The 14,832-nt window shown below is 27.7% G+C and carries 9 protein-coding genes; 2 read left to right on the forward strand and 7 right to left on the reverse strand.

The features are described 5' to 3' along the window. Nucleotide 1: 1 nt before the first annotated feature. Nucleotides 2-1,762: a B12-binding domain-containing radical SAM protein gene (locus KXZ80_RS13975; RefSeq protein ID WP_021431730.1), complete on the reverse strand. Its 1,761-nt coding sequence runs from the start codon at nucleotides 1,760-1,762 to the stop codon at nucleotides 2-4. 177 nt (nucleotides 1,763-1,939) lie between these two features. Between KXZ80_RS13975 and KXZ80_RS13980 the strand changes: the two genes are divergently transcribed. Further along, nucleotides 1,940-2,140: a hypothetical protein gene (locus KXZ80_RS13980; protein ID WP_021428472.1), complete on the forward strand. Its 201-nt coding sequence runs from the start codon at nucleotides 1,940-1,942 to the stop codon at nucleotides 2,138-2,140. Here the strand turns inward: KXZ80_RS13980 and KXZ80_RS13985 are convergent. From KXZ80_RS13985 to KXZ80_RS14000, 4 genes are all read right to left on the reverse strand, one after another. Next, complete coding sequence (locus KXZ80_RS13985) at nucleotides 2,137-3,060, reverse strand: hypothetical protein (RefSeq protein ID WP_021431729.1); 924 nt, start codon at nucleotides 3,058-3,060, stop codon at nucleotides 2,137-2,139. The genes KXZ80_RS13980 and KXZ80_RS13985 overlap by 4 nt on opposite strands. Nucleotides 3,061-3,335: 275 nt before the next feature. After that, complete coding sequence (argS, locus tag KXZ80_RS13990) at nucleotides 3,336-5,036, reverse strand: arginine--tRNA ligase (RefSeq protein WP_021431728.1); 1,701 nt, start codon at nucleotides 5,034-5,036, stop codon at nucleotides 3,336-3,338. A gap of 70 nt (nucleotides 5,037-5,106) precedes the next feature. Next, nucleotides 5,107-5,556 (reverse strand): DUF523 domain-containing protein, encoded by a 450-nt coding sequence (locus KXZ80_RS13995; protein ID WP_021431727.1) that lies wholly within the window; start codon nucleotides 5,554-5,556, stop codon nucleotides 5,107-5,109. A gap of 11 nt (nucleotides 5,557-5,567) precedes the next feature. Beyond that, the gene (locus KXZ80_RS14000; RefSeq protein WP_021431726.1) at nucleotides 5,568-7,946 is read right to left on the reverse strand and encodes an endonuclease MutS2; all 2,379 of its coding nucleotides are present in this window, start codon (nucleotides 7,944-7,946) and stop codon (nucleotides 5,568-5,570) included. 142 nt (nucleotides 7,947-8,088) lie between these two features. Here KXZ80_RS14000 and KXZ80_RS14005 point away from each other — a divergent pair, with 142 nt between their 5' ends. Then, complete coding sequence (locus KXZ80_RS14005; protein WP_021431725.1) at nucleotides 8,089-9,537, forward strand: aminoacyl-histidine dipeptidase; 1,449 nt, start codon at nucleotides 8,089-8,091, stop codon at nucleotides 9,535-9,537. Between the two features lie 36 nt (nucleotides 9,538-9,573). On the opposite strand, the gene mprF is transcribed toward KXZ80_RS14005, so the two are convergent. After that, entirely contained in the window at nucleotides 9,574-12,108 is a 2,535-nt protein-coding gene (mprF, locus tag KXZ80_RS14010; RefSeq protein WP_021431724.1) for a bifunctional lysylphosphatidylglycerol flippase/synthetase MprF, read from the reverse strand. Between the two features lie 321 nt (nucleotides 12,109-12,429). Beyond that, entirely contained in the window at nucleotides 12,430-14,829 is a 2,400-nt protein-coding gene (locus KXZ80_RS14015; protein WP_021431722.1) for a DUF3656 domain-containing U32 family peptidase, read from the reverse strand. Nucleotides 14,830-14,832: the final 3 nt, after the last annotated feature.

The following is a 14,832-nucleotide window of genomic DNA, read 5'->3' on the forward strand; positions in this document are numbered from 1 at the left end:
CCTATATCTCTACTGTGTATGATTTAGATTTCTCAAACACCTTTTTATCATCATAAACAAATAACACTATACTCTCTTTTTTATCTAAGTCAGCCTTTATATTTTCTTTTAGTTTTAATATATCATACTTAAAAGGCTCAAAATGTACATGCTTTATTATTTGCTTAGCAGGAGTATTTTCAAATCTAGGTATATATTTTAATATATTTTCTTCGTTTTGTAAAAATAAATGACATCTATTTTTAAAATCTTCAACTTCTATCTTACTCATAAACCCTGGTACGTTCGATGTTTTTCCTAAAGATATATAGTCATATTTTATAATTTCAGTAAATAGTTCTATATTTTTATTGATTTGTTCAGTGTAAAAATCTAATAGTATTTTGTATAATTGATTTTTACCTTGAGACATATTAAAGTATCCATTTTTATTAAAGTAAGTTGCAAAATCTTCAAAGAACTTAAATGGACTTTCTTTGTAGTAATTATGAATTATATATCTCATCGAAAGAACAAAGTTCTTTGAGTTAAAATATCTTTCCAGTATTTCTTCTATATCTTTTAACTTTAAAATCTCATTATATGTTATATATTTGTTATATAACACTTCATAAGGTGGATAATCTTTATATCTAAATTCATGTTCATCTGCATTGTTTCTTATTCCCGTTCCTTTTATCATCTTTAAGAAACCTAATTGCAGATGCTCTATACCTAAGTTAAAAACATCATTAAATGAGTTTTCAAAACTATTATAATCCTCATACGGTAAGCCAGCTATTAAATCTAAGTGTTGATGTATATTTCTATATGAAGCTATTTTTTGAACTACGTATGAAAGTTTACTGAAGTCATCTCTTCTTCCTACCGCTTCTAATACTTTTTCATTTGTAGTTTGTACTCCAATCTCAAATTGGAATAGCCCTTCTTTACATCCCTTTAAAAACTCTAGCATGTCTTCAGTTAATAAATGAGCTGTAACTTCAAAATGATATGTTGTATAGTCATTATCATTTTCCATTAAAAACTGCATTATTTCCATTGCAAATTTTTTATTTGCATTGAAAGTTCTATCTATAAATTTTATTTGAGATACTCTAGCGTCTATAAGTGCCTTTAAATCGCTTTTTACTCTATCTATACTAAAATATCTAAGCCCTTGTAATGTAGAAGATAAGCAATATTGACAATTAAAAGGACATCCTCTAGATGTTTCATAATACACAATTCTATTTTCATATTCTGCTTTATTTAAATCTACATAAGGACTAGGTATTATGTCTAAGTTTTCTATATCTTTCATAGGCTTGTTTCTTACTATCTCTCCATTATTTCTATAAACAAGACCATCTACATCCTTTATATCAATCTCTCCTTTTATAGATTTTACAAAGTCTCTAAATACAAGCTCTCCTTCTCCATAAAGTATGTAATCTACAAAATCATATTTTTTCATAGACTCTTCGCTATCATAAGTTACTTCAGGTCCACCTAATGCAATTTTAATGTTTTTATTAACCTTTTTTAAGTTATTACATATTTTTACTATATCATTTACATTCCATATATAAGTTGAGAATAATATCACATCATAATTATTAGCATATATATCTTTTAATATGAAATCTAATTCATTATTTATTGTATATTCTCTTATATCTACATCTATATCTTCAATATCTTTAACCATTTGGTTTAAATATCTTATCGCTAAGTTTGTATGTATAAATTTTGAATTTAATGTTGTTAAAAGTATTTTCAACTAAATCACCTCTTTTTTAATTTTATTAGCTATAATTACCTATTTTTTGTTAAAATATTACATGTACTATTTTTTCTAACATTATGTATAAAAAGAAGGTTTTTTTATATTATTGTAGAATTATATCATATTATAAATTTCTTAAATCACTAAATTATATATGAAAGGAAGTATTGTATGAAATTGTTTGACAAAGTATCCATTGATGCACTATCTAAAAGAGATTTATTGCTTGTTATTAAAGCATTAGAATATACTTATGAAAATACCAATTTAGAAGATTTCATCGACCTTAGAAATAGTCTTATAAAAGAACTTTGCTTTTTAACAAATACTGATGAACAAGTTTTTGTTGATTATTTAGAAACTAATGACTAAGCTCTTTTAAATTTAAAATTATAATCACCCGTTTTAGAAACCAATCCTATATTTAAAACATTATTTGAAAAGTTTCTAGATATAACCTTAATATTATTTAATATTGGATCTGATTTTGTATCTCCAATTTCTAAATTTATTAAATATCTCGGGTCAGATTTTATATTATATTCTTTTTTATTTATTTTATATTTTCTAAGTTTAATAATATATTCTGCCATAGAGTTTATAAAATCTATGTTATCTATCTTCTCATTTATATCAAAGCCTAAAATAGATAATATAGATTTTTTTATGCTCTTTATTCCTTGTATTTTAGTATCTCTATCGCTTATATATATATCATGTATTACATTTAGTAAATTATTTATTATATCATTATCTTCATAATCTTTTATCTTTAAATCTATATATCTGTCTATACTTTGAATTACTTGTATTCTCTTCATTTCAAACTTAATAACTTCTGTTTTTTCCATCTCATATGTAAATTCAATTATTGTTGATTTAATTTTTTGCATCAATTCTTCATACTCTATGTCTTTATTTTCTATAATGGAATGAATTAATGTATTGTAAATTAAACTAGAAATTAAAAAATCATTCATATATTCATTTTTCTTATTATACAATACATAATATTTTATAACTTTTACAACTTCTTCTTCACTTTTTTTCATGTTTGTATTGGATATTATAACTGGTAATAAAATGTTTACTATATTTATATCCGATAGCTTTTCACCATAAAATCTATAATAAAGTAATTCATCTCTTAATCTATTTTTATCTATTTTTACATATCTCTGAGCTAAATCATCAATTAAAGACTTAGTATTCAAGATAATCATATTTTTTATATATTTATCCTCAATGCTAAATGCATTTATATATGCTTTTTTTAATAACTCTTCTTTCATAGATACTACCTTCCTAACCCTCAAACTATTTTATAGTTTTATCAATTAATTAACTTGATATACTTTTATAATATAATAGCTTTGATTTTTAAAAAAAATAGGCAGCTATTAGCTGCCGTAAATGTAGGGGGGGAGTAGAATAGTGTTTATATACTCTACTTCCATATATATCTTTTGATTCTAATAAACTCATATTTCAGAGCCATTTCTTAATTTAATTATACAATACCCCAAATTTAGATGTAAAGTATTATTTTTCGACAAACGTGTATTTACTACATTCTTTCAGGCGCACCCATACCTAATATAGAAAGAGCATTTTCTATAGTTTGTTTTGTAGCTGCAACTAATGCTACTCTAGCTTTTTTAACTTCTATATCATCTACTAATATAGGATTATCATGATAGAACTTATTAAATGCTTGTGCTAAGTCTAATACAAATCTTGTTACTATATGTGGTTCATTTTTTCTCATTGCTGCTAATATACTATTGTTAAATGATGCTATTAACTTTAAAACTTCCGAACTGTCAGCATCACTTAATAAACTATAGTCTACATCTGCAGTTACATCCATGTTAGCTTTTCTTAAAACAGAACAGCATCTAGCATGAGTATATTGTACATATGGACCTGTCTCACCTTCGAAACTTAATGTTCTTTCCCATGAGAACGTATAGTCTTTTATTCTACTATTAGATAGTTCTTGGAATACTACAGCTCCAACTCCAACTTGTTTAGCTATTTCATCTACATTTTCAGCATTTGGGTTTTTAGCTAACATAGTTTCCTTTGTTTTCTCTATAGCTTGTCTTAATACAGACTCTAAAAATACTACTCTTCCTTTTCTAGTTGACATTGTACCTTCTTCTAATGCTACCATTCCAAATGGAACGTGAACCATATCTTTAGCCCATTCAAATCCTATTAACTCTAAGACTTTAAATAGTTGTTGGAAGTGTAAACTTTGTTGTGATCCAACTACGTATATACACTTTTCAAAATCATAATTTTCTTTTCTGTAAAGTGCAGCAGCTAAGTCTCTAGTCATGTATAATGTTGACCCATCTTTTTTAGTTATAAGCGCTGGTGTCATATTATATTCTTCTAGATTTACTATGTTTGTTCCCTCAGATTCTTCTAATAATCCTTTATCTTTTATTATATCTATTACTCTATCCATTTTATCTGAATAGAAACTTTCTCCTGCATATGAGTCAAATTCTATATCTAATAAGTCATATACTCTTGAGAATTCTTTTAAACTTTCATCTCTAAACCATTGCCATAAATCTTTAGCTTCTTTATCGTCATTTTCTAATTTCGTAAACCAAGCTCTAGCTTCATCTTCCATTTCTGGATGTTTTTCAGCCTCATCATGGAATTGTATGTACAGTTTTAATAGTTCTGGTATTGGGTTAGATTCAACCGCTTCCTTATTTCCCCATTTTTTGAAAGCTACTATAAGCTTACCAAATTGAGTTCCATAATCTCCAAGGTGATTTACTCTTACTGTGTTGTATCCTTGAGAATCATATATTTTATATAAAGCATTTCCTATAACTGTTGTTCTTATATGTCCTATATGGAAAGGCTTAGCTATATTAGGAGATGAGAAGTCTATAACTACTGTCTTATCTTGTCCTAATTCACTATGTCCATATTTTTTTCCTTGAGTTAATACATCATTTATAACATTTTTAGCTAATTGAGATTTATTAACGAAAAAGTTAACATATCCTCCCGCTGGTTCAACTTTTGATATAGCATCTTTTGCTTCTATACTTTCAGCTAAATCTGAAGCTATCATATTTGGAGCTTTTCTAAATACCTTTGCTAATCTAAAGCATGGAAATGCGTAATCTCCCATCTCACTATTAGGTGGTGTTTCTATTAACCCAACTATTTCTTCTAAAGATAAATCTTCTATTTTTTCTTTTAACGATTTGGCTACTTCTATTTTAAAATCTTGCATATCAGTACTCCTTCCTTATTCTTATAACACTTTATGATAAAACAAATTATACTTTTTTTCAAGTATCTGTCTACTTTTCCAAATCTTTCTCATTGATAATGTGTATTCCTTGATTTTTTAGGATTGCAGCTGTAACACCTGCCCCATTAATTTTTTTTCCTGTAAATGTTCCATCATATATTTTATTACTTCCACAAGACGGACTTCCTTCCTTTAAAATCGCTTCACTACAATTATATAATTGTGCTATCTTTAAAGTTTCTTTAGCACCTTTTATAAAATTTTCTGTTGTATCTATTCCATCTTTATTTTTAACTTTACATTTACCTGATAAAACATCAAATCCATTTCCATTTTCAATTTCACATGGAATTCTTGGTGTACTTAATCCCCCTAATTGTTCAGGGCAAACTAAAACAAATTGTTTGCCCTTTAAATATTTCTTAACTATTTCATGGTTGTTATTATCGCCATCATATTTACAGTTTATTCCTAATAAACACGCTGATACTAATATCATTTTTTATCTCCTTATTTTAAAGTTACTATTGTAACTCCCATTCCACCTTCACCATATTGTCCTGGTCTTTGAGATTTTACATGTTTATGTTTTTTTAACATTTCAGTTATTCCACTTTTTAATACTCCTGTTCCTATACCATGTATAACTGTTACTTTTTCAAGACCTGCTAAACATGCATCATCAAGGTATTTATCTACTTCTTCTCTAGCTTCTTCTAAAGTCATACCTCTTAAATCCACATCATTTTTTACTCTTCCAGATTTAGATTTTATAACATTTCTAGTAGCTTTTGTAACTGTAGATTTCGGATCTTTTTTAGCTTTTTCTAAAGATTTAAACGGTAGGTTCATTTTCATTATTCCAATTTGTACTACAGCTTCCTTTTTATTATTATCTACTGTAACTACAGATCCTTGTTGATTTAAAGTTATTACTTTAACTTCATCTCCAGGATTTAATTCCTTTATTTCCTTTGAAGATGTTTTTGGAACTATCATGCTTTTTACACTTGGCTGTAATGCTCCCATAGAATTTGAAATTTCTTTTCTTAATTCTTCAATTTTTCTATTTTTATCTTTAGACATACTTTCTTGTTCTAATCTTCTAAGTTCTTTTATAACGGCTTCTGTTTCTTCTTTAGCTTGTCTCGTAATTCTAAAGGCTTCTTGTCTAGCTTCTTCTAATAATCTCTCTCTTTGAGCTGCTATTTTATCTAACTTAGATTCATATTCTTCTTTTAGTTCTTGAATTTCTTTTCTTAATCTAGCAGCTTCTTCTCTTTCTTCTACAGCTTCTACTCTTGATTTTTCTAAGCTATGAATTACATCTTCAACAGCTATAGTGTCTGTATCTATAAATTCTTTAGCTCTATTAATTACATAATCACTTAATCCTAATCTTTTAGATATTGCAAATGCATTAGATTTTCCTGGAACTCCAATAAATAATCTATATGTTGGTCTTAAGTTTTCTAAATCAAATTCTACTGCTGCATTTTCTACTCCATCTTTAGTAAGTGCATAGTGCTTTATCTCACTATAGTGAGTAGTAGCTATACATTTAGCTCCTGCCATATTTACATCTTCAAGTATAGCTATAGCAAGTCCAGCTCCTTCAACAGGGTCTGTTCCAGCTCCTAACTCATCAAATATTACCAATGAGTTTTCAGTTACTTCATTTAATATAGATACTATATTAGTCATATGAGATGAAAATGTAGATAAACTTTGTTCTATACTTTGCTCATCTCCTATATCTGCAAATACATTGTCATAAACGCACATACTCGTTCCATAGTCTGCAGGTATGTGTAACCCACTTTGTACCATAAGTGCAAATAGTCCTACAGTTTTAATCGTAACAGTTTTACCTCCTGTGTTAGGTCCTGTTATAACTAATGTATGGAACTCCTCACCTAGTCTTATGTCGTTTCCTACCACGCTTTTTCTATCTAATAAAGGATGTCTTCCATTTTTTATATTTATATAATTTTCTTTATTTAGCTTTGGTTCTATACCTTTTAATGCTAATGATAATTTACCTTTTGCAAATGCGAAATCTATCTTTCCTAGAATTTCTTGATTACTTAATATATCATCACTTATATCTCCAACCATAGCTGATAATTCACTTAGTATTCTTTCTATTTCTTCTTTTTCTTTTAATCTAAATTGTCTAAGTTCATTGTTCATTTCAACTATGCTCATAGGTTCTATAAATAAGGTTGCTCCTGACGATGATTGATCGTGAACTATACCTGATACTTGACTTCTATATTCAGCTTTTACAGGTACTACAAATCTATCTCCTCTTATTGATATGATTGCATCTTGTAAATACTTTTGATAAGTTGATGAACTGATTATTCCATTTAGTTTAGAACGTATAGATTGATTCTTTTGTATTATTTTTCTTCTTAAAGATCTTAACTCGCTCGAAGCACTATCTGAAATTTCTACTTCACTAACTATAGCATTGTATATTTTTTCTTCTACTTCCCTATAAGTATATAGCCCACTTGATAATGCTTGTATTATTGGGTAGTTGAAATCTTCTTCTTCACTTGAAGATAAATTGTTGTTTAAAAGTCTCGCTACCCTCAAAGTATCTGCTATCATTAATAAACTTCCAGGATCTATAGACGCTCCAACTTTTGCTCTTTTAACTTTATCTTCTACATCATGTAGACCTTGTAGGTTTATTCCACCTTTTTTTATAAGTATCGATTGAGCTTCGCTAGTTTCTTCTAGCATATATTTGACTTCTTCATAGTCTGAACTAGGTACTAATTCATTGATGTATTTTAACCCTAAAGAAGACGAAGCTTTTTCTTTTAATAATGATGTTATCTTATCAAACTCTAAAATTTTCAACGATTTTTTATTCATGCTTCCTCCTAAAGAAATTTTTATGTAAATTTTAAGTGTATTTTATGTAATTTTGTACTATACTATTTATATATTATACATAATCAAATCTATTTTGTGATATATATAATTTAATTTAATTTTTAGCAAGGAGATGTTTTTTATGAACAGTGTTTTAAAAGATTTACAACCTAGTTTAGTTTTTAAGTATTTTGAAGAGATATCTCAAATACCAAGAGGATCAAAAAATGAAAAAGCTATAAGTGACTACTTACGTAATTTTGGTGAAAGCTTAGGGTTAGAAACTATTCAAGATGAGAGTCTAAATATAATAATAAGAAAGCCAGCAACTCCTGGATATGAAAATGCGCCTGGCGTAGTACTTCAAGGTCATATGGATATGGTTTGTGAGAAGAATAAAAGTACTAATCACGATTTTATGAAAGACCCAATCAAATTAAGAATAGATGGAGATTATATATATGCAACTGATACAACTTTAGGTGCTGATAACGGTATAGCTGTTGCTATGGGACTTGCTATACTTGCTTCTAATGATATAGCTCACCCAGCTTTAGAGGTTCTTGTAACTGTTGATGAAGAAGCTGGTATGACTGGTGCAATGGCACTTGATGGTGGTTTAGTAAAAGGAAAATACATATTAAACTTAGACTCAGAAGAAGAGGGTCATCTATTAGTAAGTTGTGCAGGTGGAGTAACTGCTTTATCAACTTTACCAGTAGAATTTGTTAATGCTGATGCTGCTAAGACTGCTTACTTATTAGAAGTAAAAGGTTTACTTGGTGGACACTCAGGTATGGATATAATAAAACAAAGAGGAAATGCTAATAAATTATTAGGAAGACTTTTAAACTTATTAGATGTTGACTTTGATTTAGCTAAAGTTGAAGGTGGTTCTAAAAACAATGCTATACCACGTGAAGCTGATTGTGTAATAATGATAAACAATGATCAAAAAGATAAATTTAAAGCTTGTGTAGATGCAATAACAGCTACATTTAAGCATGAATTAAGCACTTCTGATCCAGGTCTTGAAATAGTATGTTCTGAAACTACTATGCCTGCATCAGTACTTAACGCAGATTCTAAAGATAAAGTTGTTAAGATGCTTAACTTAATACCAAACGCTATCCAAACTATGAGTATGGATATAGAAAACCTAGTTGAAAGTTCTACAAACTTAGGTGTTGTTAGAACTACAGACTCTACAGTTACTTTCGAATGTGCTGTTAGAAGTTCTGTTAAGTCTCTTAAAGAAGATATAACAGCTAGAATGAATCTTTTAATATCTGAACTTGGTGGAAGTATGGAATTAATAAGTGACTATCCAGCTTGGGAATATGCTAAAGGTTCTGAATTAGAAAAAATATGTGTTGAAGCATTTAAAAATCTTACAGGTAAAGATCCTATAATAATGGCTTTACATGCTGGTTTAGAGTGTGGTTTATTACTTGATAAGATACCTCATGCTGAAGCTATATCATTTGGACCTAATATGCACGATGTTCATACTCCAAATGAGCACTTAAGCATATCTTCAACTGAAAATACATGGAACTACTTAGTAGCAATATTAAAATCTATGAAGTAGTAAAATAAAAAACTCCTCTAAATTAGAGGAGTTTTTTTATTTCAATTTATCTATTGGCTTTTCAGCCACAATTATTATTTGTAATGCAGTTGTAAGTAATGAAGTTTTCTTTCTATACGCCATATATTTACTTTCCCATATATCACAATACTTTTCTTTAAATTTTTTCAATCCTTTAAATGAATAGAAGTTTTGTCCATGAGAATATATTTGTGCAGCTATTTTTTCTGATAAAAATGAGTATTTTGATCTACCTACGTTAGATAAAGGAGCCATTCCCATATTAAATCTTTCATAACCTTGCTCTTTTCCCCATTTAAATAAGTTTACAAATATGAAATCCATTATTCCATTGCATGTATCATGTGAGAAACGCATTAAATCTATTGATAATGTTTTATTGTTATCATACATAGGCATTAAATTGCTGAAGCCTTTTATTTCATATTCACTATTTCTAACTATAGCTATAGGTTGCTTATTTAAATAATCCTTATCAAAGAACCCTATATAGAATCCCTTCTCTTGTCTTCCTCCTAACCATTCATCTGAAACTTCTTTTAATTGATCAAACATTTCATCTGAAAATGGTGGATGTATAATCTCAAATGTATAAGCTTCTTTTTCTACTCTAGAAAGTGCATTTCTTACACTTTTCATTTTTCTACCTTCTAGTGTAAAGTTTTTTAAGTCTACCAATCCATCCTCACCTAGTTTCATAAACTCATAGCCAGTTTCATGTAGGTCAGGCATCATAGTTTTATCTATAGCACAGAATACTGGTGAGTATCCATATAAATCAGCTAGATTGTAAAATTTTTCAATAGTATCAAGTACTTTTTCTTTGTTTCCTACTGGATTCCCAAGTATTACTATTTTATCAGCTGATATTTGATATTGAAGTAAAACATCTTTAGTTTCATTTATATATACAAATTTATCTTTTAAATAAATATAGTGTATTAATGGAGATCCTGAAAACTTCTCAATTATATTTTTAACATCGTCTTCACATTCATCTATATGTCTGCGAGGAAAATCATTATCTTTATTTATTTTGTAAATCATCCATAATAAAAATATAGCAATTATAAGTCCACTTATACTTAATCCTAGTAAAGATAATCCATAATGTTTTATAGATTGTATCTTATAGTTTGCAATAGGTAATTTACCTATTTTACCATTTAAGTTTGCATAAACTGTGTAAATGTATAAACCTTGGAAAGATAATAGCAAGATTATATCTTGTATAAATACTCCCCATCTCATTACGAAGCTTTCTCTATAAAATTGTTTTTTACCAACCCATAATAAGATTGCAACTATTGCTAGGTAAGCACTTCTATAATACCACGGATCCCTTATAAGAGTAATTACAACTGCTCCAATTATTAATGTTAGTGTTAGTTTATAAATTCCTTTTGATTTATAAATCATTACTCTAGACATTGCAATTAATAAGAATCCTATAACTATAGATATTCTTTGTGGTATATGAACTATCGAAAAACTAGATACTTTATTTAATATAAAAAATTTCCGAGCTAAATCAGGAGTTGCTTCAGTTATTAGCAAACTAACACCTGATAATAATACAAGCAATACTAGCCCTATATGTGCAATTTTTGATAAAGTTGTCATTATTATATCTTTTACATCATCATTTAAGTTTGCAAAGTAGTCTTGAGCATATAATAAAAGTCCTATAAGTAAAGGAATTATATAATATGAAACACGATATAAAAACATTGCTAATAATACCTTTTCTGATGGTACATTTAAAGTTTCTAGACCAAGTATCATCGTTATATCAAATGATCCTATTCCACCTGGAGCCATACTTACAATTGCTGCAACAATTGCAACTACAAATATTGGCAAGAATTTTGCAGCAGGAACTGGTTCTCCTAGAATTCTTATAGTGCTGTATATTAAGAATATCGTAGTAACCCACTCTAAAGCAGATATAATCATTATAATAACAGCATCTTTTATATCTGTTTTTTGATCTGCTGTTGATTTTAAAAATTTAAATACTAAATATATTGATAATATAGGAAAGTAAGTACTTATTAATACTGTCATTATACTTACAAATTGATTTAGTTTTATTTCTCCAAAATTTGTTATTACATAAACAAAGCAAACCATAGAAAATCCAGTAAGATTTAAAGCAACTATTTTGGATATTTCTTTTACTAATAGCTTTGTATCTTTAACATGATCTTTATAGAAATTAGTTTTTAGCGCTATTGCTGTACTTCCTCCAAATCCAGCTATACTAGCAATAGAACTTGCTATCCATGAATACTTATATAGTTTAAGGTTGTTTAATTTTATTCCAACTCTTTTTTTAAGTATAAAATCATATAAACTTAATGGTAAATACGATATTATTCCTAATAAAACTATTATTAGCATGTTTGACACTGTTAACTTATCTGCATACCTTTTAAATACATCCATATTAAAGGATTCAAATACATTTTTAAATTCTTTAATTACTACAATGAAAATTGCCAATGCAAAAATTATTTTTAGCCATTTAAACAATTTGTGCTTGTTCATTTATCAAATCCCTCCCTTAGTTTCTATATCAACAGTAATAAACTTGTACATATTTATATATTTTTTTACAAAATTCACACAAGCAATACACTATATTATAACTTATCTTACTAGTTGTATAAATTAAATTTATAAAATACACTTACACAATTGTAAATTATACCCTAATTTACATAATTTAACAAAAAACTCTTCAAATTTCAATATTTGTGTACATTTTGTGACTTCGTTTTATATATTTTCACACAAAAACTTTCTTATGTGATTAGTTGCATAAAAAAGGATAATATGTAATATTAGTATACATATTATCCTTTTTTATTATTCAACACCTTTATAGTAATGACCGGATGTTAATCCAGTATTTTCAAACTCTTTATATAATTTTTTAGATTTCATACCTATATTAAAATCATTTTCTATACACTCTTCAAAAGCTTCAATTATAGACTTTATTTCTTCATTAGATTCAAATGTTAAATCTATTCTAAATACATTTATTCCAGCTTTATTTAATTCACTTAAATCTTCTAATACACATAGTGGTTTAGAATTGTATATACTAGTTCTACAGAAAATATCTTGAGATAATCTATAAGTCCCATCTTTAGCATCTTTTAGTGCATATAAACTCTTGTTGCAAATAGAACTTCTTTTATCTTTTTTACAGTTTCTAACTAAAACTCCCATTGGACAGTATTCACTAATCATAAGAGGTGTATATCCATAAACTATGCTTTCTATTTCACTATCAGTGTACTTTAACATATCTTTTATCTCTGTTAAATTTAACTCTTGAGATAAACAAATCGTATTTGCTCCTTCTGATTTATAGTGATTTATAGTTTCACTATTAAAAGAATTTAAGTAGCTATCTATATATATATCTTTTCCCTTATATAAATTTACACAACCTAAATTTCCAGCTTGTACAGGCACTTTTTCAACCTTATTTAAAATAGCATAATCTTTATTTCTAAGAATTCTAGGAGGAGAGTAGATAAGCTTTATATTATTGTAACAAACTTCTTTAGCTTCTTCTAATGTGTTTATGTCTTCATAATATACTGCATCTATATCATATAATAATACAGTTTTTAATTGTTCTATATTCTTAACTTTAACTCTTAGTTTTATATCTTTATCCTCTTTTATAACTTTTGGTGAGTACTTTATAAAAGAATCTTTGAAGTTTCTATTTTTTATAATGACTCTTTCATTGCTTAATTTATCTATAGCATCTCTTCTAAGTTGATTTAGTATACTTATTGGTAAACTTATGTCTTCATCTATATCAACATCTATATTTCTCAATACATATGCGGTATTTCCTAGTTTCTTTATTTGAGATACTATTTTTTCCTCACCTAGAGCAACCTTCATGGCTTTCTCTACAAGCTTTTCATTTGTAACAGTTATCTCATTTTCATATCCATCTTTTAGTCTAAGTTTTGGAGTTTGTCCAAGCTTTAATTCAATAGTCGCATCTATAGGAATTTTTATATTTTCAACATCTTCTTCAAATGATTTCTTAATAGTATTTAATAAATCACTATCTGATGTTTTATATACTATTTGTCCTTTTTTAGCTTCTCCTATAAAATCTAATTCTATAAGTTCTCCAGCTTCTCCTATATCACTTATTGTATTATTTTGCTTAATAATTCTTCCTATAGTTCCTCCACCTAAATTAATTCCATCACCTTTTTTAAGTGTATTCTCTAATTTAATTTTTAAGCGTTTAGCTTTTTTATTGTAATCAATTACTTTTCCAATATAAAGTCCTACATTATTAGGTCGGTTCGAGTTCATGACATCTTCTCCAACCTCTCCTAGTAAATATCCTTTTGTAAACTTTCTATTAAATATAGTATATAAATTATTCATAGTTTCATTTGATACATTTACTTTATTTTTTTCTATATATGTATCTATAGTTTCTCTATAACTACTTATTACAGTTGCTACATATTCTGGACGTTTCATTCTTCCTTCGATTTTTAAAGAGTGCACTCCAGCTTCTATAACTCTATCTATTTCTTCTATTGTATTTAAATCTCTAGGACTTAATAAATACTCACCTTCTGTATCTATAACTTTGCCTGAATTTATATCTATTAACTCATATTTTTGTCTACATGGTTGAGCGCATCTTCCTCTGTTTCCAGATCTATTTCCTATCATACTACTCATTAAACACTGGCCTGAGTAGCATACACATAATGCTCCATGTACAAATATTTCAATATCAACATCAGTATTTTTACATATATACTCAATTTCGTCTATATTAAGTTCTCTAGCTAAAACAACTCTATCAAACCCAAGGTTTTGTAAATACAAAGTATCTTCTAAAGAATGTGCTACCATTTGTGTACTTGCATGTAATTCAAAATCTGGAAGTAAACTTTTTATTAGTTTAGCCATTCCTATATCTTGAAGTATAACTGCATCAACATCTATATCATATAAATATTTTATATAATTAAGAAAATCATCTATTTCATATTGTTTTATAAGTGTATTTGCCGTTACAAATACTTTTACATTTCTTATATGCGCATACTTTACAGCTTCTTTTAATTCTTCTCTATCAAAGTTATTTGCTGAGGCTCTAGCACTAAATTCTTTTCCACCTAAATAAACTGCATTTGCTCCATTTTGCACAGCTGCTTTTAACGCATCAAAACTACCTACAGGTGCTAGTAATTCTGTATTCATAAC

This window comes from Paraclostridium bifermentans (assembly GCF_019916025.1).
Lineage (GTDB): Bacteria > Bacillota > Clostridia > Peptostreptococcales > Peptostreptococcaceae > Paraclostridium > Paraclostridium bifermentans.

What these genes read in the sequence shown, in the direction of transcription:
- mprF (WP_021431724.1), bottom strand. Translation starts at nt 12,108, where the DNA reads ATGAACAAGCACAAATTGTTTAAATGGCTAAAAATAATTTTTGCATTG.
- KXZ80_RS13980 (WP_021428472.1), top strand. Translation starts at nt 1,940, where the DNA reads ATGAAATTGTTTGACAAAGTATCCATTGATGCACTATCTAAAAGAGAT.
- argS (WP_021431728.1), bottom strand. Translation starts at nt 5,036, where the DNA reads ATGCAAGATTTTAAAATAGAAGTAGCCAAATCGTTAAAAGAAAAAATA.
- KXZ80_RS13995 (WP_021431727.1), bottom strand. Translation starts at nt 5,556, where the DNA reads ATGATATTAGTATCAGCGTGTTTATTAGGAATAAACTGTAAATATGAT.
- KXZ80_RS14000 (WP_021431726.1), bottom strand. Translation starts at nt 7,946, where the DNA reads ATGAATAAAAAATCGTTGAAAATTTTAGAGTTTGATAAGATAACATCA.
- KXZ80_RS13985 (WP_021431729.1), bottom strand. Translation starts at nt 3,060, where the DNA reads ATGAAAGAAGAGTTATTAAAAAAAGCATATATAAATGCATTTAGCATT.
- KXZ80_RS14015 (WP_021431722.1), bottom strand. Translation starts at nt 14,829, where the DNA reads ATGAATACAGAATTACTAGCACCTGTAGGTAGTTTTGATGCGTTAAAA.
- KXZ80_RS14005 (WP_021431725.1), top strand. Translation starts at nt 8,089, where the DNA reads ATGAACAGTGTTTTAAAAGATTTACAACCTAGTTTAGTTTTTAAGTAT.